The organism is Prauserella salsuginis, from assembly GCF_024648885.1.
Lineage (GTDB): Bacteria > Actinomycetota > Actinomycetes > Mycobacteriales > Pseudonocardiaceae > Prauserella > Prauserella salsuginis.
This window is the reverse complement of the sequence record NZ_JANBBF010000010.1, coordinates 594,926-614,857: the sequence shown is the minus strand read 5'-3', so window position 1 is coordinate 614,857 and position 19,932 is coordinate 594,926. Positions and strand designations below refer to the sequence as shown.

14 protein-coding genes and 1 tRNA gene are annotated in these 19,932 nt (G+C 70.3%); 8 read left to right on the top strand and 7 right to left on the bottom strand.

The window, feature by feature from the left end; translation table 11 throughout:
• Nucleotides 1-14: 14 nt before the first annotated feature.
• Together LY40_RS14035 and LY40_RS14030 are read left to right on the top strand one after the other, a co-directional pair.
• Nucleotides 15-1,616 (top strand): ATP-binding SpoIIE family protein phosphatase, encoded by a 1,602-nt coding sequence (locus LY40_RS14035; protein WP_258937100.1) that lies wholly within the window; start codon nt 15-17, stop codon nt 1,614-1,616.
• Nucleotides 1,613-1,936 (top strand): STAS domain-containing protein, encoded by a 324-nt coding sequence (locus LY40_RS14030; protein WP_183782497.1) that lies wholly within the window; start codon nt 1,613-1,615, stop codon nt 1,934-1,936. Before LY40_RS14035 ends, LY40_RS14030 begins: the two co-directional genes overlap by 4 nt.
• A gap of 116 nt (nt 1,937-2,052) precedes the next feature.
• On the opposite strand, the gene LY40_RS14025 is transcribed toward LY40_RS14030, so the two are convergent.
• The 3 genes from LY40_RS14025 to LY40_RS14015 all read right to left on the bottom strand — a co-directional run bounded on the left by LY40_RS14025 (nt 2,053) and on the right by LY40_RS14015 (nt 6,202).
• A complete protein-coding gene (locus LY40_RS14025) occupies nt 2,053-2,772 on the bottom strand; it encodes an SIS domain-containing protein (RefSeq protein ID WP_183782495.1) in 720 nt (239 codons plus the stop codon).
• A 124-nt stretch (nt 2,773-2,896) separates the two neighbouring features.
• Complete coding sequence (locus LY40_RS14020; RefSeq protein WP_258937099.1) at nt 2,897-4,528, bottom strand: amidohydrolase; 1,632 nt, start codon at nt 4,526-4,528, stop codon at nt 2,897-2,899.
• A gap of 237 nt (nt 4,529-4,765) precedes the next feature.
• Complete coding sequence (locus LY40_RS14015; protein ID WP_258937098.1) at nt 4,766-6,202, bottom strand: FAD-dependent oxidoreductase; 1,437 nt, start codon at nt 6,200-6,202, stop codon at nt 4,766-4,768.
• Nucleotides 6,203-6,309: 107 nt separating this feature from the next.
• Here LY40_RS14015 and LY40_RS14010 point away from each other — a divergent pair, with 107 nt between their 5' ends.
• The 3 genes from LY40_RS14010 to LY40_RS14000 all read left to right on the top strand — a co-directional run bounded on the left by LY40_RS14010 (nt 6,310) and on the right by LY40_RS14000 (nt 10,151).
• Nucleotides 6,310-7,044 carry a TetR/AcrR family transcriptional regulator gene (locus LY40_RS14010; protein WP_258937097.1) on the top strand — a complete coding sequence of 245 codons (735 nt, stop codon included), beginning with the start codon at nt 6,310-6,312 and terminating at the stop codon, nt 7,042-7,044.
• Between the two features lie 156 nt (nt 7,045-7,200).
• Nucleotides 7,201-8,547, top strand: a complete 1,347-nt coding sequence (locus LY40_RS14005) for a DUF2252 domain-containing protein (protein ID WP_258937096.1) — start codon at nt 7,201-7,203, stop codon at nt 8,545-8,547.
• 11 nt (nt 8,548-8,558) lie between these two features.
• Nucleotides 8,559-10,151, top strand: coding sequence for an alkaline phosphatase D family protein (locus tag LY40_RS14000; protein WP_258937095.1), 1,593 nt, complete (start codon nt 8,559-8,561; stop codon nt 10,149-10,151).
• Between the two features lie 496 nt (nt 10,152-10,647).
• Here LY40_RS14000 and LY40_RS13995 read toward each other — a convergent pair.
• Nucleotides 10,648-10,720: transfer RNA gene (locus LY40_RS13995), tRNA-Thr, on the bottom strand.
• Between the two features lie 269 nt (nt 10,721-10,989).
• Here LY40_RS13995 and LY40_RS13990 point away from each other — a divergent pair.
• From LY40_RS13990 to otsB, 3 genes are all read left to right on the top strand, one after another.
• Nucleotides 10,990-12,516 (top strand): threonine/serine exporter family protein, encoded by a 1,527-nt coding sequence (locus LY40_RS13990; protein ID WP_183782481.1) that lies wholly within the window; start codon nt 10,990-10,992, stop codon nt 12,514-12,516.
• A 234-nt stretch (nt 12,517-12,750) separates the two neighbouring features.
• Nucleotides 12,751-14,154 (top strand): alpha,alpha-trehalose-phosphate synthase (UDP-forming), encoded by a 1,404-nt coding sequence (locus tag LY40_RS13985; RefSeq protein ID WP_183782478.1) that lies wholly within the window; start codon nt 12,751-12,753, stop codon nt 14,152-14,154.
• Nucleotides 14,155-14,356: 202 nt separating this feature from the next.
• Nucleotides 14,357-16,885, top strand: coding sequence for a trehalose-phosphatase (gene otsB, locus LY40_RS13980; protein ID WP_258937094.1), 2,529 nt, complete (start codon nt 14,357-14,359; stop codon nt 16,883-16,885).
• 253 nt (nt 16,886-17,138) lie between these two features.
• Here the strand turns inward: otsB and LY40_RS13975 are convergent, their stop codons facing one another.
• From LY40_RS13975 to LY40_RS13965, 3 genes are all read right to left on the bottom strand, one after another.
• Nucleotides 17,139-17,495, bottom strand: coding sequence for an iron chaperone (locus LY40_RS13975; RefSeq protein WP_183782475.1), 357 nt, complete (start codon nt 17,493-17,495; stop codon nt 17,139-17,141).
• 158 nt (nt 17,496-17,653) lie between these two features.
• Nucleotides 17,654-19,021 carry a DNA repair protein RadA gene (gene radA, locus LY40_RS13970; protein WP_258937093.1) on the bottom strand — a complete coding sequence of 456 codons (1,368 nt, stop codon included), beginning with the start codon at nt 19,019-19,021 and terminating at the stop codon, nt 17,654-17,656.
• A 112-nt stretch (nt 19,022-19,133) separates the two neighbouring features.
• Nucleotides 19,134-19,679 (bottom strand): copper chaperone PCu(A)C, encoded by a 546-nt coding sequence (locus LY40_RS13965; protein WP_258937092.1) that lies wholly within the window; start codon nt 19,677-19,679, stop codon nt 19,134-19,136.
• Nucleotides 19,680-19,932: the final 253 nt, after the last annotated feature.

The window sequence follows — 19,932 nt, the reverse complement described above, 5'->3', positions numbered from 1 at the left end:
TTAGCCTGAAACACATGCCGAAGTCCCGTGCGGGCAGCGCCACTGATCGCCTCCACCGGATCGAGGTGGTCACCGATGCCGCGCTCGCCCACCTGGAGGTCGAACGGCTGCTCGAGGAAATCCTCGAACGGATCAGGGAACTACTCGCCGCCGACACCGCCACCGTGCTGCTCCTCGATTCGAGCGCACACCATCTCGTCGCCAGAGCCTCGGCGGGCATGAAGGAGGCCGTCCGCCAGGGCGCGCGCGTCCGCGTCGGCGAGGGGTTCGCGGGCAGGATCGCGGCCACCCGCGAACCGCTCGTGCTCGACCACGTCGACGAGACCACGGTCGTCAGTCCGATCCTGTGGCACCGCGGAATTCGGTCATTGGCGGGCGTTCCTCTTATAGCGGACGGCGAACTGCTCGGCGTACTGCACGTCGGTGCACTATCGACGCGCGCGTTCGACGACACCGACGTCGAGTTCCTCAGAGTGGCAGGCGATCGCGTCGCGATGGCGACCCGCAACCGGCTGACCGGCTCCGGGCAGGACGCCGCGCTGTCACTGCAGCGCACCCTACTTCCGGGCGCACTTCCCGAGGTCTCCGGTCTCGACATGGCGGCGCGATACGCGCCGGGTGAGGCTGGCGGTGTCAGCGGCGACTGGTACGACGTGTTCAAACTGCCGTCCGGCTGGCTGTGCGCCACCATGGGCGACGTGGTCGGCCGCGGCCTCGATGCCGCCACCGTCATGGCGCGGCTGCGCACCGCCATCCGTTCGTACGCGCTCGATTCGGCCGACCCGGCCGAGGTCCTGACCAAACTCGACCGGCACATCTGGCACTTCGAACCGAACATGATGGCGACCGTGGCCTACGCGATGTGGGAGCCCTCGCTCGACCGCATCCATCTCTCGCTCGCAGGCCACCTGACTCCGGTGATCGCGCCCGACTCCGAACCGGCCGAACTGCCGGATGTTCCCATCGACCCGCCCGTCGGCGCGGGTACCGTGCCCCGGCCGCGCCGGACGACCGCCATCGATGTCGCCGCGGGCACGACGGTGCTGTTCTACACCGACGGCCTCATCGAACGCAGGCACCGGCCGCTCGACGAAGGACTGGCGTTGTTGCGCGGCGTCGTCCGGTCCGGCCCCGCCGAGTCGCTGTGTTCCGACGTGATGTTGCGCCTCGTCGGTACCGACCCGACCGACGACGACATCGCGTTGCTGGCGATCCGCCGCCCTCCCGACGCGATTCAGCCCGAACTGACACTGACACTGGAGGCCGTCCCCGAGTCGCTCGCGGAGGTCCGCGCTGCGTTGCGCCGGTGGCTGCTCACCGTCGGCGCCACCGAAGAAGACCTCGACGACCTGCTGGTCATCATCGGCGAGGCGGGCGCGAACGTCATCGAACACGCCTACGGGCCCGGCGGCGGCCGGTTCCAGGTGCAGCTGACGGCTTCCGACGGGCACATCGAAGGAACGGTGCGGGACCAGGGCAACTGGCGGGCCGCACGAGGAACGAACAGAGGCAGGGGGACGCAGCTGATGCAGCAACTGAGCGATGAGCTGCGCATCGACCACGATGACGAAGGCACGACGGTACATCTGCGCAGAAGTCTGGGGAGCCGGTCATGACGGTGGCTCATGTCGAGCTCCGCCGCGACACCGAATCGCAGTCGGTCGAGATCACCGTCACGGGCGAGATCGACCTCTCCAACGCCGAACAGGTACGAAGCGAGCTGTACGGCGCGATCGCGAACAATCTCATACGAGTGTCGCTCGACCTGACTGGAGTGTCCTATCTGGACAGTTCTGGCCTGCGTATCCTGTTCACACTCGCCGACCGGCTGCAGCGCATGCAGACCGAACTGGACATCGTCGCACCGCCCAGGACGCCCGTGCGGCGGATCGTCGAGCTCGCCGGGTTCGACGCGGTGGCGACACTGCGTCCCTGACGGCGCAGGTCTCACCGGCGTCCTGCCTGCAGCATCGCGGGCGGACCGCAACCGGGCGGCGCACCGCGACCCGGGCCCACCGCCCGGCCGTGGCGGTGGGCCCGGGTCGGCCGCGATCAGCCCAGGTCGGCCGTCAGCTCGGGAATCCGCTCCGAGTAACGGGCGAACAGTTCCGCGTTGCGCTCGTCGCCACCGGCGACGTTGGCGCTCGTCCACAGTGGAAGAACACTGCCGCGCTGCTCCGCCTGCCGGTGCAGCTCCGCCAGCACGGCCGACCAGGTGTACGCGCCGAGGACGGTCGACACCGCCGACGTACGCGGCGAACCCGCCGGATGGACGGCGTCACCCGCCGGCACGCCCGTGTCGAGCACGAGGTCGGCATGGTCCGCGACCCGCGTCCCGGACCGGTCCGTCGACCCGGCCGACGCGGCGATCGACGTGACGGCGATCACCGGAACGTCGCGCGCCACCGACTCCTGCGCGATCTCCACCGGATACGGGTTCCGCCCGCTCGTGGAGAACACGACGACCACGTCCGGCGGCGTCGGCTGCGCCTCCTTGATCAGCGCCCTGCCACGGCCGATCTCCCGTTCCGCGGCCGTGCTGCGCAGTGCGCCGCCGAGCGGTACGACCTCCGGGTCCCACAGCGGCCGCACCGCGGCGAGCCCGCCGGCGCGGTAGAACGTCTCACACACCATCGCCACCGAGTGGCCGGCACCCGCCGTGTGGATGACGCCACCGTCGTCCACGCAGTCGAGCAGCATCGACGCGGCCCGTTCGATCGCGGCCGAGTCCTCGTCGACCGCGTCGAGCAGCTCCCGCACGGTATCCCTCATCGCGTGCACCTCCCAGGTTCGCTCTCGCAGGCGCCAGGTTCGCACCACGCGCCGGGCACAGCGGGCGGCACCCACGTACCGTGTCGGCTTCGTCTCACTCCGTGTGCCGAGGTTTGGCGGCCGATCAGCCGGGGAACGAGAACCGGTCGGCCCCGTGCACGGCCTCGCCGGCGACGAGCGTGGCCTGCACGCCGATCTCACCGATCTTCGAGTCCGGCACGGCCGTGGGGTCGTCGTCGAGCAGCACGAGGTCGGCATACGTGCCGCGGTCGATGCGCCCGCGCACGTGCTCCTGCCCAGCGGCGTAGGCGGCACCGGTGGTGAAGGCCCGCAGCGCCTGTTCGGCGTCGACGCGTTCGTCGGGCGAGGCGACGGCGCCGCTCTTGGTCTTGCGTTCGACGAGCGACTGCATGCCCAGCAACGGCGCTCCCGCCGACACGCACGGCCGGTCCGAGCTGCCCACGACAGGGAGCCCCGCGTCCACGAACGACCTGCTGCGGTACACCCACGGCATGCGCTCCTGGCCGACGGCGTCGGCGATCGTGTCGCCGATCTCGTAGAGGAACCGCGCCTGCGGCACCGGAACGACGTCGAGGGCGGCCATCCGTGCGAGGTGCTCGGGCCGCGTCATGGCGGCATGCTCGATCCGGTGCCGCACACCGGGACGCGGCAGTTCCCGCTGCGCCTGCTCGAAGATGTCGAGGGTGAGGTCGATGGCGCGGTCGCCGATCGCGTGGGCGGCGACCCGCCAACCGCCGTGGTGCGCGGCGAGGATGGCCTTGCGCAGCACCTCGGGGTCGTCGCCCAGCAAGCCGTGGTCGTCGGCGCCGCCGTGCCCGCAGAACGGCGCCGTCACGGCGGCGGTCCGGCTCGACAGTGCACCGTCGGTGAAGATCTTCATGGGGCCGATGCGGAGGAACTCGTCGCCGAATCCGGTGCGCAGGCCCAGATCGAGGCCGAAAGCCTCGTCGACCTCGTGCAGCACCTCGCGCGCGGGCATCAGTTCGACGCGCTGGTTGAGGTCCCCGCGGGCGCGCGCGATCTGATAGGCGGCCGCCTCGGCGGGGCTGTGGCCGATCCAGCCGCCGCCGATACCCGCCTCGGTGACGTGGGTGAGGCCCTCGGCCGCGTACACGGCGGAGGCCCGCGTGATCGCGTCGGCCAACTCGCCGACCGGGTACGGCTTCACCAGCCGGTCGACCAGCTGCTGGGCCTGCTCCGCGAGCAACCCGGTGGGCTCCCCGTCGGCGCCCCGTTCGACCGCGCCGCCCGCGGGGACCACGGCCGAACCGTCCAGCACGCCGGTGAGCTCAAGGATCTTCGTGCTCACCGTGGCCATGTGCGCCGAGCGGTGCTTGAGCCACACCGGCCTGCCACCGCCAGCACGGTCGAGCGCCGCGCGGTCCGGATGCCCGCCCAGCGCGAAATCGTCGTATCCCGAACCGATGACCCAGCCGTCGGCCGGCAACTTCGCCGCCTCCGCCGCGACGATGTCGTAGAGCTGCTCCGGCGTCGCCACGGTCGACAGATCCGTCTCCGCGAGCGAGAGGCCGTACCAGACCATGTGGTTGTGGGCGTCGGAGAAGCCCGGGGTGACGATCGCACCGTCGCCGTCGACGACGTGGCGGGCGGGCAGCTCCGCGACCTCGTCGTCCACCCCGACGATGCGCCCTCCCAGCACTCCGATCGTGTGAGCACTCGGGTGGGCGGGGTTCAGCGTGAGGGCGCGCACGTCGCGCAGCAGCAGATCCAGCATGGCGACAGGGTAGGCGCATCCCGACCCGGCACGCCCCGAATCCCGCCACCCTCTCGCGTGTCCTGCACCCAGCACCGCGTGTCCTGCACTCGGCACCGCGTGTCCTGCGCCCGCCCCGTTACCCGACCACCACCCCCAACGCCGCGCTGACGCGCGACTGCGCCCACCCGTCGCCCAACCGCCAACCCCCCAACGCCGCGCTGACGCGCGACTGCGCCCACCCGGCCGGACCGCAACTCACGCCGGCGGGCCGGCTCCCGCCTCGGTCGCTGCGGGGGCCGCGGTCGGACGACGGGGCACGGGAGCCTCGTTCGCCTCCGCCGACGACGGCGCGACCGTCCGGCCGTGCCGACGGCGACGCAGCGACGCGCGGGCCACGCGCAGCCCGGTACTCGGCGTCAGCAGCCGGGTCGGCGGCGCGAACAGTGTGAACACCTGGAGGAACCGGTCCAGCAGCACGGGGTCGGCTGCGATCGCCGCGAAGAACGTGTCCCCGAACGGCGCAAGCGCGCGAATCGGCCACGGCAGGGGGCCGGTGGCCCCGCCGAGGATGGCCCGGTCGGCGACGGCGGCCAGGTGCCACGTGTCGCCGATCGGTTTCGCGGCGGCGCGGAAGTACCGGCGCGGCAGGTCGTGCGGCCCGTCCAGCAGCGTCGCGGCCAGCGCCTCGGCCTGCATCGCTGCGACCGTCATGCCCTGGCCGTACGTCGGGTTGAGGCTGCACACACCGTCGCCGAGCACGAGCAGCCCGTCGGGGAACGTGCGCATCCGGTCGTAGCGGCGCCAACGGCTGGTCGGGAACGTGCGCGAGTTCGGTTCGGTCAACGGTTCGGCGGAGCGCAGCGCGTCGACCACGTGCACGGGTGCGAACTCGGCGGCGAAGTCGACCATGTCCGTCGTGGCCGACGGAGGCGCGTGGCCGCCGACGCCGAACACCGAGACGTCCCACATCTCGCCCTCGTGGCGGAACATCGCGGTGCCGGTCGGGCGGTCGGCCGTGGCGCTGATCAGCACCATTTTCTCGGTCAGCGCGCCGGAGTCGATGCGCAGCTGCACGCTGGAGTAGGCGCCTCTGACCTTGACGGAGTCCTCTGCCGGGCGCGGGAAGCCGAGCTCGTCCAGCCACACGGGGGTGCGGGACCCGCGACCCAGCGCGTCGACGACGAGGTCGGCGTCGAGCTCGAACGGTCCGTCGGGCGCCGTGGCGCGCACCCCCGCCACGCGTCCGATTTCAGCCCTGAGTCCGTCCACAGTGCACTGTTCGAGGATCCGCACGGTGGGCAACGCCGCCAGGTGCTCACGAACCCGGTGTTCCAGCATCGGACGACTGGGCACGTGGATCGCGGCTTCCGGCCCGGGCGCCGTCCCCACGAGGTGATGCCCCAGGGGTTCGAAGTGGATCTCGTCGGCGTCGTCGCGGATCACCGGCACGCCGCGGCCTTCGAGGTCGGCGAGCAGCCCGGGGAAGAACGCCTCGAGGGCCGCGCCGCCCCGGGGCAGCAACGTGTGCCCGTGCGGCCCCTGCGGGACTCCCCGTCGCGGGCGCGGGGCGGATGGGAGTGCGTCGCGATCGAGCACGGTCACCGACTCGTAGTGCCCGGCGAGCACGCGTGCGGCGAGCAGCCCGCCCATTCCGGCGCCCATGACGACGGCGTGTGCCCCGTGTGTCTGCATCACTGGCCTCCTTGACCGATCGAAGCCCTGTTCCGGGGTGTCGCCCGAGGCAGGAAAAACATTGTTATGTTGCTATCCATAACATAGTTACGGCAGGGTTGGCCACCATGAGCACGAAGGAGCGCCTCGTCGAAGCCGGGCTCCGGCTACTCGAATCGGAGGGGCCGGAGTCACTGAACGCGCGCAAACTCGCCGCCGAGATCGGCGCGTCGACGATGACCGTCTATACGCACTTCGGCGGAATGGCAGGGCTGTACGAGGCGCTCGTACGACAGGCCTTCGTACAGTTCGCACAGGCCCTCGCCGCGGTCGAGCGCACCGACGACGCGGTCTCCGACCTGCTCACCCTCGGCCTGGCCTACCGCGACTTCGCCTCCGCCAGCCCGCAGCGGTACCGCCTGATGTTCGGGGTGACCGCACCCGGCAGCGGAATCGCGGCGCCGCACGATCTGACCGAGGAGGGAACGCCCAGCGGGATCCCGGAAGCCTCGGAGACATTCGGCGAGCTCCGCAAGGCCGTGCAGCGCGCACTCGACGCCGGGCGGATCGACGGTGACGACTCCGTCGCGATCGCGGCCCAGTTCTGGAGCATGATCCACGGTTTCGTGCTGTTGGAGATGTCCGGCTTCTTCGGCACGGAAGGAGGCGGCGTCACCGCGGTCCTCGCCCCACATGCGACGAACCTGCTGATGGGACTCGGCGACGACCAGGCCGCGGTCGCGCGCTCGGCGCAGTCGGCGCGCGAGCGGTTCGGCGACGCGACGACCACGACGAGGCCCGGACCACCCACCGCCGACGTCCGGCGCGGCCCGCGACCGCGCACGGACCGTAAGCGGACGTGACCACACGCCGAGACGTCCCCGGCGGGCCGATCGACGGCACCGGCCTGCAACGCCCTTGACGTCACCGACTCGAATGTTTGACTGAGTCCGGTACGGGCCGCGGAGGCGAAGCCGCACACGCCGCTACGAACAGGACGCAGGTCGAGAATCGTGGGCATGCACAACGGCAGGAGCCGGCTGGACGAAGAAGACCGGAAGAACGAGATCATCGACGTGTTCGTCGACGCCTTCGGGGACATGATCAAGGCGGATCCGGACGCGTTCCGCAAGAAGTTCCGCAAGATGGCCGACAACCCGTTCGCCTTCTACCGCGGAGCGGCCTGCCTGTTCTACCGGGACATGGCAGGCGCCGACGACCCGTGGAGCGATGCGCGCACCGGCCGCGTGTGGATCCAGGGGGATCTGCACGCCGAGAACTTCGGCACCTACATGGACTCGGCGGGCCAGCTCGTCTTCGACGTCAACGACTTCGACGAGGCCTACCTGGGCTCGTTCACGTGGGACATCAAGCGGTTCTGCGCATCGGTGGCGCTGCTGGCGCGGCGCAAGGCGATCTCCGACGCGGACATCGAGACGCTCATGGCCGGTTTCGTGCGGTCCTACATCCGCATGGTGCGCGCATTCGCCGACGGCACGCGTGACGAGGAGGAGTTCAAACTCCACCTGAGCAACACCGAGGGTGTCGTCCGCGACGTGCTGCTCGACGCCAAGCTGCAGACCCGGATCGGCCTGCTGGAGGAGGCCACCGTCGTCGAGGAGCACGAACGGCGGTTCCGGCCCGGCCGAGGCGTGCGGCGCCTGGCCGCCGATGAGTACGCGCTGGTCGAACAGGCCTACCACCGTTACCTCGAGACGATCCCGGAAACCAAACGCTTCGAGAGCCTCACCTACGACGTCAAGGACATCGTCGGCCGCAAGGGATTCGGGATCGGTTCCGCAGGGCTGCCCGCCTACAACGTCCTGGTGGAGGGGCGCACCGAGGCGTTGGAGAACGACGTGATCCTGTCGATGAAGCAGGGCAACGTGGCGGCGCCGAGCCGGGTCGTCGACGACGAGGCCATCCGGAGCTACTTCGTCCATCACGGGCACCGCACGGCCGTGTCGCAGCGGGCGTTGCAGGCGCACGCCGACCCGTGGCTCGGCCACACCGAGCTCGGCGGCGAGGGCTACGTCGTCTCCGAGCTGTCCCCGTACGTGCAGGACCTCGACTGGTCCGATCTCACGGAGCCGAAGGAGATGCAGCCGGTGATCGACTACCTCGGCCAGGCGACGGCGGGGATGCACTGCGTCTCCGACGCCGACTCCGAGCAGTCCCTGGTCCCCTTCCAGAGCGAGGAGGCGATCCTGTCGGCGATCGGCTCGGACGTGGACGGTTTCGTCCGCGACATGGTGACGTTCGGCGCGCAATACGCGCGGCAGGCGCGGCAGGACAGGGAGCTGTTCGTCGACGCCTTCCGAAACGGCGAGATCCCCGGTCTCGAACCCTCCGCCCCGATCCTGTGAACTGGTCTGTCGTGACGGCACAACTTCTCCTCGGGCCACTGCTGCGGCACGTCGGCGAGACCACGGCGACGGTGTGGGTGGAAACGGACTCCGCCTGTGAAGTCGAAGTGCTGGGCAGCACGGCCCGCACCTTCGAGGTCTACGGCCACCACTACGCCCTGGTCGTCATCCACGGGCTACGGCCGGGCACGAGCACGCCGTACGAGGTGCGCCTCGACGGTGAGCTCGCCTGGCCGGAGTCGGGGTCGACCCTGCCTGCCAGCCGGATCCGCACGCTCGGTGCCGGTACCTTCCGGCTCGTGTTCGGTTCGTGTCGAAGGCCGGGGCACGAACGGGGCATCGGCTCCGACGCGCTCGTCGCGTACGCGCGCAGGATGACCGGGCTGGCGGAGTCCGAGTGGCCGCAGGCGCTGCTGCTGCTCGGTGATCAGGTCTATGCCGACGAACCGACGGCGGAGACGAAGGAGTGGCTCGCCGGCCGCAGAGACCTGCGCACGCCACCGGGCGTCGAGGTGACCGACTTCGACGAGTACGCCCACCTCTACTACGAGAGCTGGACGGAACCACTGCTGCGGTGGCTGCTGTCGACGGTGCCGACGTCGATGATCTTCGACGACCACGACGTCCGCGACGACTGGAACACCTCGCGGGCATGGCGCGAGCAGATGTGGACGAAACCGTGGTGGCCGGAGCGGATCCGCGACGCGCTGGTCTCGTACTGGGTGTATCAACACCTGGGCAACCTCGGACCCGACGAGCTCGCCGACGACGAGGTCTTCAAGGCGGTCACCGACCACGACGGCGACGCCGCGCCGCTGTTGCGCGAGTTCGCGCAGCGCGCCGACGCCGACAGCACCAGCGTCCGATGGTCCTACCGGCGCGATTTCGGGCGGATCAGGCTGCTGATGATCGACACCAGGGCCGGGCGCATGCTGGAACCCGGTCGCCGGGCGATGGTCGACGACGACGAGTTCACCTGGATCGAGGCGAACACCGAGGGCGAGATCGACCATCTGCTGCTCGGGTCGTCACTGCCGTGGCTGCTGCCGCACACCTTCTCCGACGCGGAGTCGATCAACGAACTGGCCTGCGAGAGACCGGGGCTGCGCGGCCGGCTGGCGGAGACGATCCGCCAGGCCGTCGACCTGGAGCACTGGGCGGCGTTCCGGAAGTCGTTCGACCGGCTCGCCCGGCTCATCCGGCGGGTCGCGAACCGCCGCGACGCGCCCGCCTCGGTCACCGTGCTCTCCGGCGACGTCCACCATCACTACGCCGCCGAAGCCGAGTTCGACGAGCCGGTGCGGGCACGGGTGCACCAGCTGACCTGCTCGCCGGTGCACAACGAAGCGCCCGCCTACATCGCGTGGGGTTTCCGGATCGCATGGTGGCGGCCACTGGCGGCGGTCGCGCGCAGGTGGGCCCGGCGGGCCGGAGTCGCGCCGCTCGACGTGGAGTGGCGGCGCGTGTGGGGCCCGCACCTGCCCAACGCCATCGCCACCGTGGAGGTCGACGGACGTGCGGCCACGGCGATCTACGAACGCGCCACCGGCGACGAACTCGTCACCGCCGTACGGCTGCCGCTCACGAGAACCGCCGACCGGTGAGGACGGTCCCGGACTAGTCGGCCGGCACGCCTGCCAGCTGTGTGAGGACACAGGCGTCATGCACCAGCCCTGGTCGGACGGGTCGATGTTGCGCACGATCGAGATGGACCGCCCGAACGGGTGCGGCGACTCGTGGACCCATCCCCACGCCGAACGGCACCGAGTAGTCGACCAGGCCGACAACCGGCCCACGCGGGTCCGAGGGATGGCTACCGAGTCGCCGGAGATCGTGCCCGCGAGCGGTTCCAACAAATGCGAGGTCGACTACTTCACGTGGGACGGCCACCACTTCGTCCAGCCCGCCGGCGCCGAGGTGGCCGTCGAGACCCTGTTCGATGCGACCCGAGAGTGTGTTGCGACCGGTCGACACCCCACGCGTTCGCAGTGGCGGCCACGCACTGAGCGACGCCGATGCGACGAGCCGCCGCTGGCCTACGACGGAGATCGAACGCAACCAGGGGGCTTCCGGAAACCGGAAGCCCCCTGGCCACATCGGAGCCGGCAACAGGATTCGAACCCGCGACCTGCTGTTTACAAGACAGCTGCTCTACCAACTGAGCTATGCCGGCACGGCTCCCCACGGGGCGAGCGCGCGCATCCAGTATAGAACCGCGGCCCCGGCGCGGACGAACCTCCCTGAACCCGCAACACACAGCAGCCCAACACACCTCGAACACACACTCCTACCTGCGAAAACGCCTACAAGTGAGTAAATTGGACTCGGCGCAACAGATCGTTCCGAAACGTGGCACAGGACACATGATCCGGGGTGCAACGGCGCGGGCCCGACAGCCGATGCCATGGGGGAACAGATGAGCAGCTAGGGAGGTGGGGCCGTATGAAACTGAAGCCGCGCGCGAGAACGGCGGGACATCGCCGGCACGCGTGGCAGATCCTCGAAGCGCCGGCCGAGGATCGCAAGCACGAAGGCGACAGCAACCGTGGTTCTCGTCAGCAACGCGGCCGCAATCTCCGGCAGCGCGCCTGGCAGATCCTCGAGGCCCCCACCGGCGAGCACCCCGCGGTCGAACCCGACGCGGCCATCGGCCCCCAGCTGCCCGACGAACCGACCGTGCACATGGTGCTCGACCTCGTCGTCCGCATCGGCGAGGTCCAGATGGCCAGCGGAGCCGGTGCCTCCGACGTCACAGCGACGATCCTCGCTCTCACCCGCGCGCTCGGCCTGCCCCACTGCGAGGTCGAGGTGATCTTCACGTCGATCACCGTGTCGTGCCACCGGGGCAGCGACCTGTCGCCGGTGACGGCGCTGCGTGTGGTCCGGTCCCGGAGCCTCGACTACACACGGCTGTCCGACACCGAACGCCTCGTGCAGAGGCTGCTCCGCAACAAGCTCAGCGCAGAGGAGGCCTACGCCGAACTGCACCGCGTCACCGGCGCCGGCCACCCGTACCCGCGGTGGGTGTCGACGCTGGCGTGGGGCGGCATGGCCGGCTTCATCGGCCTGCTGCTCGGCGGTGACATCTGGACCGCGTTGGTCGCGTTCGTGATCAGTGCCGTGACCGACCGGGTCGGCCGCATGCTGAACCGCGTCTCCATGCCGTTCTTCTTCCAGCAGATGACCGGCGGGGTGCTGGCGTCGGCGGCGGCGATCGGCGTGGTCAACCTGGGTCTGCTGCCGCTGGAGAGACCGACGTTGGTCGTGGCCGCGGCCCTGACGGTGCTGCTGTCCGGGCTGTCGACCGTCTCGGCGGTGCAGGACGCCATCACCGGCTACTACGTCACCGCGGCGGGCCGAAGTCTCGAGGTCGCCCTGATGTCGGCGGGACTGATCGCCGGCGTGGCAGGCGGCATGCAAATCGCCGAGTACTTCGGCGCCGCGAGCACCCCCGTGCCGTCGGTGCCGTCGCTACAGGTGCTGAACCTGCCGATCGTGATCCTGGCCGGCACGGGTGCGGCGGCGTGCTTCGCGCTCGCGTCGTACTCGAGCCTGCGCCCGCTGCTGGTCGCCGCGTGTGCGGGCGCGGTGGGCGCGTGCGCCTACGGCACGCTGATGGTGATCGAGGCGGGTCCGATCGTCGCGTCGGCGGTGGCGGCCACGCTCGTCGGCCTCGGCGGCGGCGTCATGGCGCGCAGACTCAAGGTGACACCGCTGGTCGTGGCCGTATCCGGCATCACTCCACTGCTGCCGGGTTTCGCGACCTACCGCGGACTGTCCGAATTGGCCGATTTCGGTAATATGACGCCGCTGATGGGTGCGGTCGCGACGGGTATCGCTCTCGCCTCGGGCGTGGTGTTCGGCGAGTTCCTCGCCCAGCCCGTCCGAACCGGACTCGGCAGACTGGAACGCAAGCTCGCCGGACCACGCATGGCCGGGCCCCTCGATCCAGGAGGAAGCCCGGAATAGCCGCGCCGCGCTAATGTTCAACCCATGGCCCCCGCGCAGGAGAAGCCGAACGCAGTGCCCACGAACGCAGCGCCATCGCACGCAATGCCCTCGAACGCAGCGCCATCGAACGCAGCACCCTCGAAGGCAGAGCCCTCGGACGTCACGCCTTCGAGCGGAGCATCGTCGAACGGAGCCGAACCCGGCGGTGCCCCGGAGCCGGGGTCCGGCCGGGAACACGCGGGAGCGGAGTTCGTGGTCGTCGCCAACCGGCTGCCGGTGGACCTCGAACGCACGGAGGACGGGAACCAGCGCTGGACACAGAGCCCCGGCGGGCTCGTGTCCGCGCTGGAACCCTTCCTCCGCTCCCGCAACGGCGCATGGGTCGGCTGGCCGGGCGTGCCCGACGTGGAGGTCGACGAGTTCAGCGATGACGGCCTCGTGCTGCACCCCGTGCGGCTGAGCTCCGCGGAGGTCCGTGACTACTACGAAGGCTTCTCCAACGCCACGCTGTGGCCGCTGTACCACGACGTCGTCGCACGCCCGATCTTCGACCGCAGCTGGTGGGACGCGTACGTGCGCGTCAACCAGCGGTTCGCCGAGGCCGCCGCGGCCGTGGCCGGCGACGGCGCCACCGTGTGGGTGCAGGACTACCAGCTGCAACTCGTGCCGACGATGCTCCGCGAACTGCGGCCGGACCTGCGCATCGGCTTCTTCCTGCACATCCCGTTCCCGCCGGTCGAGCTGTTCATGCAGCTGCCGTGGCGGGCGGAGATCGTGCGGGGCCTGATCGGTGCCGACCTCGTCGGTTTCCACCGACCCGGCGGCGCGCAGAACTTCCTGTGGCTGGCGCGCCAGCTCATCGGACTCGAACCGAGTCGCGGCTCGGTGGGCGTGCGCTCGCGGCCCGGCATGGTGCAGGTCGACGACCGCACCGTGCGGGTCGGCGCGTTCCCCATCTCGATCGACGCCGCGGGCCTCGACAAGCTCTCCCGCACCCGATCCGTCATCGACCGTGCCGCGCAGGTGCGAGAGGAGCTGGGCAGCCCGAAGAAGATCCTGCTCGGCATCGACCGGCTCGACTACACCAAGGGCATCGACCTGCGGCTGCAAGCCTTCCACGAACTGCTGCAGGAGGGCCGCGTCGAACCGGACGACGTCACGTTCATCCAGCTGGCCACACCCAGCCGCGAACGCGTCGAGCACTACCAGCAGATGCGCGTCGACATCGAGCAGATCGTCGGGCGCATCAACGGCGAGTTCGGCCGGGTCGGGCACACGGTGCTGCACTATCTGCACCAGTCCATCGACCGCAGCGAACTCGCGGCCATGTTCCTGGCCGCCGACGTCATGGTCGTGACCCCGCTGCGCGACGGCATGAACCTCGTCTGCAAGGAGTACGTCGCTGCCCGCCACGACCTCGGCGGCGCGCTGCTGCTGTCCGAGTTCGCCGGCGCAGCGGCCGAACTGAGCAGCGCTTTCCTGGTCAACCCGCACGACCTGGACGGGGTGAAGAACGCCCTCGAACAGGCTATTAAGCTCGACCCCGCGGAAGGTCGCCGAAGGATGCGCGCCTTGCGTCGTCAAGTACTGACGCACGACGTCGACAGGTGGGCGCGCTCGTTCCTCGAAGCCCTCGGGGCCGGGCCGACGACCTGATCACTCCCCTCGCGAGGGCGGGGTGTAGAAGTCACGCAGTCACTTGACGTGGGGCTCTCCGCCTGCGCCACCGCAGGTTCGCAGCGTGCAATCCCCGGCAAGCGGGCGGTTCCCCGCACGGGGACAGCCGATCAGGTGAACCGGCACTCGCCACCCGCACCGCTACGCAAGCCACTCTGCACATCTTTCCCAAGGAGGAGTGTTGACCGCCGAGGCCTTGCCCGCTGAGCTGCGGCGCGCGATCATGCAGATCGCCAGGACGCCGCGCCTGCTGGTCGCTTGCGACTACGACGGCACACTGGCACCGATCACCGAGAAGCCCGACGAGGCACGCCCGCTGGCCGAATCGGTCGGCGCGCTCCGGTCGCTGGCCGCGCTGCACGAAACCACGACCGCCGTGATCTCCGGCCGGGCCCTGCGCGACCTCGCCACGCTGTCGCGACTGCCTGCCGAGGTGCACCTGGTCGGCAGCCACGGCTCGGAGTTCGACGTCGGCTTCGTGCACGACCTCGACGACGAATCCCGCGAGCTGCGCGACAGTATCGAGACCGAGCTCACGCGCATCGTGGACGGCGCCGCGGGCGCCGAACTGGAGGTCAAGCCCGCGGGCGTCGCGGTGCACGTCCGCCGCGCCTCGCGGCAGGACGCCGCCCGCATCGTCGACGCCGTCCACAACGGCCCCTGCACGTGGGACGGCGTGTCCGTCACCGACGGCAAAGAGGTCGTCGAGCTGTCGGTCGTGCAGACGAACAAGGGCAGTGCGCTCGGCACATTGCGCCACCAGGTGGGCGCCACCGCCGCCCTGTTCATCGGCGACGACGTCACCGACGAGAAGGCGTTCGAACAGCTCACCGGCCCCGACCTGGGCATCAAGGTCGGCGACGGTGACACGCTCGCGCACCACCGGGTCGGCGACACCGAACAGGTCGCCACCATCCTGGCGTTCCTGCTCGAGGAACGCCGCAACTGGCTCTACGGCGAGCAAGCCGCCCCGATCGAACGCCTGTCGATGCTGGCCTCGGCGCGTTCGGTGGCGCTGCTGACACCCGACGCGAAACTCACCTGGCTCGCCCACCCCGGCCCCGACTCGGCGGCGGTGTTCGCCGACCTGCTGGGCGGCGAGGGCGCGGGCCACTTCACGATCGCCCCGCACCGCAACGGCCTTCCGCTCGGCCAGCGCTACCTGCCGGGCACGATGACCGTCGAGACGCGCTGGTCGCGGCTGCTGGTCACCGACTACTTGGAGCCGGAAGCGCCCGCCCACCGCACCGACATCGTGCGCGTGATCTCCGGCGAGGCCACGGCGGAGATCACCTTCGCACCGCGGCCCGAGTTCGGCGGCGTGCCCGTGCGGCTGGTGCAGCATGACGAGGGGCTGCAGGTGCTCGGCACCTCCGAGGCCTTCGTGCTGCGCTCGCCCGGCGTGCAGTGGGAGATCAACAGCGACGGCATCCACGACACGGCGACCGCGCTCGTGCAGCCACAGCCCGGCGCGCCGATCGTGCTGGAGCTGCGCTGCGGCACCACCGACCTCGGCCCGCACGAGCTTCCCGAGATCGAACGCCGCGCCGAGGCGGGCCAGTACTGGAGCTCCTGGGCGGGCACGCTGAAGCTGCCCAGCGTGGAGTCCGAACTGGTCACCCGGTCGGCGCTGACCCTTCGGGGACTGATCCACGCCGACACGGGCGGCGTGATGGCGGCGGCCACGACGTCACTGCCCGAGGAGATCGGCGGCGTCCGCAACTGGGACTACCGGTACTGCTGGATCCGCGACGGCGCGATGACGATGCGCGAGCTGGTCACGCTCGGCTCGCTCCACGAAGCCGAAGCGTTCCTCGGCTGGCTGCACGGCGTGCTGTCGACACTCGCGGGACCGGAACGGCTGCACCCGCTGTACACCCTCGCCGGCACGCAGCTCGGCGCCGAGGCCGTCATCGACTCGCTGCCCGGCTACAAGGGCTCACGGCCGGTGCGCGTCGGCAACCTCGCCAACCACCAGGTGCAGCTCGACGTCTTCGGCCCCGTCGTCGAACTCGTGATGACACTCGCCGAGGCCCGCGGCGACCTGCGCGACGAGGACTGGCAGATGGTGCGGGCGATGGCCGAGGCGGTCAGCCGCCGCTGGGACGAACCCGACCACGGCATCTGGGAGGAGCGGCACGTGCCCCGGCACCGCGTGTACTCCCGCGTGATGTGCTGGCAGACGCTCGACCTGGCCATCCGTCTCGGCGAGGTATACGGCCGCGAGATCCCGGCGAGCTGGCCGGAACTGCGCGACGAGATCGCCGCCGACGTGCTCGAGAACGGCTGGAACGCCGAGGTCAAGGCCTACACCACGGCCTACGACGGCACCGACCTCGACGCCGCGTCGCTGTTCGTCGGCCTGGCCGGCCTGCTCGACCCGCAGGACGAGCGGTTCCAGCAGACGGTCACCGCGATCGAGGCCGAGCTGCGCAGCGGTGCGACCGTGTACCGCTACCACCGCGACGACGGCCTGCCCGGCGGCGAAGGCGGCTTCCACCTGTGCGCCGCGTGGCTCATCGAGGCGTACCTGCTCACCGGACGGCGCACGGAGGCCGAGGAGCTGTTCGACCAGCTCGTCGACGCCGCGGGCCCGACCGGGCTGCTGCCGGAACAGTACGACCCGGTCGCCGAGCGTTCACTCGGCAATCATCCGCAGGCGTACTCCCACATCGGACTCATCCGCTGCGCGAGGCTGCTCTCGCGGTGACGACGTCCGTCGATGGGGCTGTCCGGTCACAAGATCGGACAGCCCCATTTTGTGATTCACATCACAAAATGGCCGAGTATGCACCAGCACGCGCGCCTCGGTACGTCCCTCCCGCGTAGCCGGCCGGGGCGTACGTCGGGGGCGTCCCGGCCGGCTGACCGGAACGCCACGCCGCACGGCCCGGCGTCTGATCGAGCGCGCCGCCCTCCGCCCTCGATCTGCCTCGCGCCCTCGATCTGCCCCGCGCCCGCGTTCAGACCCCGGCGGCCTTCCGCGAAGCGCGCACCAGATCCTCGACGAGGCCGTCCGGAATCGGTTTGCGCGGCGTGAAGGTGATGCCTGTCTTCGTGGACTTCAGGCCGGCGGCCGCGATCGCGTCGGCATGCTCGGCGACAGCGCCCGGCTGGACATACAGCCCGCACTGTTTGCTGAATGCCGCATAGCTCGCGATCACAGTGCCGTCGATGCTGAAACCCGGCATGTTGTACGCGACGATCTCCTCCGCGTCCGGCAGCACGCGTGCCAACAGCTCACGCAGTGGAGTCAGTGAAGGCCGGAGCGCTTCGGGCGCAGCGGCGATGTAGGCGTCGTGGTCCGCGATCGATGTCATGGCGGCGTCTCACTTCCTCGGGTGACCAGGCACTGACAACACATCCGCGCCGGGCACGCTCCCCAAGGCCCGCACGGTCGATCCAGCCCGCACGAGCCTTCATCCTGCCAGGCAACCTCAGCGACACCAGACGGAACGACGGGCCTCGACGGCACCCGTCAATCGGGCACGTAACCGACCGCGTGGACGGCGCTGGCCAGGTCGGCGACCTCGAGAGCCTTGATGCCGTCGGGCAGCGGCCCCGGATCCGGCGGTACGAGGGCATGGGTGAAGCCCATGCGCGCCGCTTCGGTCAACCGTCTGCCGACCCCGGTCACCCGCCGCACCTCACCGGCGAGGCCGACCTCCCCGATCGCGACCAGCTTCGGCGACAGCGCCTGATCGGTGAACGCCGACGACACCGCGAGCGCAGCCGCGAGGTCCACCGCGGGCTCGGTCACCTTCATCCCGCCGACGGTGGCCACGTAGACGTCCTTGTCTCCGAGCTGCACGCCACCACGCTTCTCCAGCACGGCCAGCACCATGCTCACGCGCGAGGAGTCGAGCCCACTGACCGCGCGCCGCGGCTGATTCAGGTACGACTTCCCGACGAGCGCCTGCACCTCGGCCAACAGTGGACGCTTGCCCTCGACCGTCACGGTCACCGCGGTACCCGGAACTGCTTCGGCATGTCGGTTGACGAACAGCCCCGACGGGTCGGGAACACCCGCGATGCCGTCGTCGCGCAGTTCGAAACACCCGATCTCGTCGGCGGCCCCGAACCGGTTCTTCACCCCGCGGACCATGCGCAACGTCGAATGCCGGTCACCTTCGAAGTGCAGGACGACGTCGACGAGGTGCTCCAGCACGCGCGGCCCCGCGACCGAACCCTCCTTGGTGACGTGCCCGACGAGCACCACCGGCAGTCCTCGTTCCTTGGCGAGCGCGACGAGCGCCGACGTGACCGCCCGGACCTGGGTGACACCGCCCGGCGAGCTGTCGACCTGCGGGGACGACATGGTCTGGACCGAGTCGACGATCAGCAAGCCGGGCTTGACGTCGTCGACGTGCCCCAGCAGCGCGGACAGGTCGCTCTCGGCGGCGAGGAACATGGCGTCGTCGACGTTGCCGGTGCGCTCGGCGCGCAGGCGCACCTGTCCCGCCGATTCCTCGCCTGTGACGTACAACGCCGCCGAGCCGCTCTCCGCCGCCCAGCGGTACGCGACCTCGAGCAGCAGGGTCGACTTGCCGACCCCGGGCTCGCCTGCCAACAGCACCACGACGCCGGGTACTAGCCCGCCGCCCAGCACCCGGTCGAGCTCGGACACACCGGTCGGAGCCGCCCGCGACGACTCGACGTCCACCTGCGCGATGGGCCGCGCGGGCGCGCTCGGCGCGCCCGCGGCCACGCGCGCGACCTGCGGACGCGCGTCACCGCGTTCCTCGATCGTCCCCCACGCCTGGCATTCCGGGCACCGGCCGACCCATTTGGCGACCTCGTAGCCGCATTCGGCGCAGCGGTAGGTACTCGACGTCTTCTTGGCCACGCCGGGGACCGTATCGGCCGCCACCGACAGTCCGGCGCCGCCGGCCACCGGCACGGGCCGCGGCGAGCCGGCGAGCTTCGACTCAGCGGATTCCGACTCAGTGGATTCCGACTCAGTGGCCTCCGCCGCCGTGCTCCTCGTCGTCGGCGGGAGCGTCGTGCCGCGGCTCGTCCGAAACCTTCACGGGCAGCACCACCTCGACGGTGCCCGCGTCGCGGAAGGTCAGCGTCGCCCTGACGTCCTGGCCGGGCCGGATCTCCCGCTTCAGGCCTTCGAGCGTGACCTCGCCGTCCAGCTGGCCGGCGTCGGGCTTGCCGGGGCCGACGGCGAGCGTGGTGTCGGCGGGCAGCGACGTCTCGCCGGCGATCGCGACGTTCTCAGCGGCGTCGCTCGTCACCGACTGCAGCTCGTCGGCCCGCTCGCCGGAGTTGACGATGCTCATGACCACGTCGGCGTCCGAGCCCTCCAGGTACGCGGCGGGCTGCACGTTCTCGGGGAAGGCGAGCTCGGCGTTGCGCACGGCGATGTCGCCCACCTCGGTCGAACCACCGTTGACGCCCGCGACCTGGGTGTCCGTCTGCGTGATCTGGCCTGCGCTGCATCCCGCGACGAGGAGCGAGATACCTGCGATGCCCGCACCGATCATGCGACGTTTCACTGCTCGAGTCCTTCCTTGCGCCTGCAACGCGTCACCCCCCCTCCTGGGAGAAGAGGTACAAAGGCAGACTATCCCGGCCGCCGCGGGCAGACATCACCTGGTGGCGAGCACGACACTGGGTAGGGGCCGACACCCCTGACCGGGCACTTCACCGGGAATCGGACAGCGAAAATGTCCATAATGGATTTCAAAACCGCGGGAAACGGATCCCGGCCCACCTGCGTGAGTATACGAATTCCGCCGTTGTCAAGCC

Excerpts from the sequence above, each read along its gene's own strand:
- LY40_RS14030 (WP_183782497.1), top strand. The coding sequence starts at position 1,613 with ATGACGGTGGCTCATGTCGAGCTCCGCCGCGACACCGAATCGCAGTCG.
- LY40_RS14015 (WP_258937098.1), bottom strand. The coding sequence starts at position 6,202 with ATGCAGACACACGGGGCACACGCCGTCGTCATGGGCGCCGGAATGGGC.
- LY40_RS14005 (WP_258937096.1), top strand. The coding sequence starts at position 7,201 with ATGCACAACGGCAGGAGCCGGCTGGACGAAGAAGACCGGAAGAACGAG.
- LY40_RS14035 (WP_258937100.1), top strand. The coding sequence starts at position 15 with ATGCCGAAGTCCCGTGCGGGCAGCGCCACTGATCGCCTCCACCGGATC.
- LY40_RS14010 (WP_258937097.1), top strand. The coding sequence starts at position 6,310 with ATGAGCACGAAGGAGCGCCTCGTCGAAGCCGGGCTCCGGCTACTCGAA.
- LY40_RS13990 (WP_183782481.1), top strand. The coding sequence starts at position 10,990 with ATGAAACTGAAGCCGCGCGCGAGAACGGCGGGACATCGCCGGCACGCG.
- LY40_RS14020 (WP_258937099.1), bottom strand. The coding sequence starts at position 4,528 with ATGCTGGATCTGCTGCTGCGCGACGTGCGCGCCCTCACGCTGAACCCC.
- LY40_RS13975 (WP_183782475.1), bottom strand. The coding sequence starts at position 17,495 with ATGACATCGATCGCGGACCACGACGCCTACATCGCCGCTGCGCCCGAA.
- LY40_RS14025 (WP_183782495.1), bottom strand. The coding sequence starts at position 2,772 with ATGAGGGATACCGTGCGGGAGCTGCTCGACGCGGTCGACGAGGACTCG.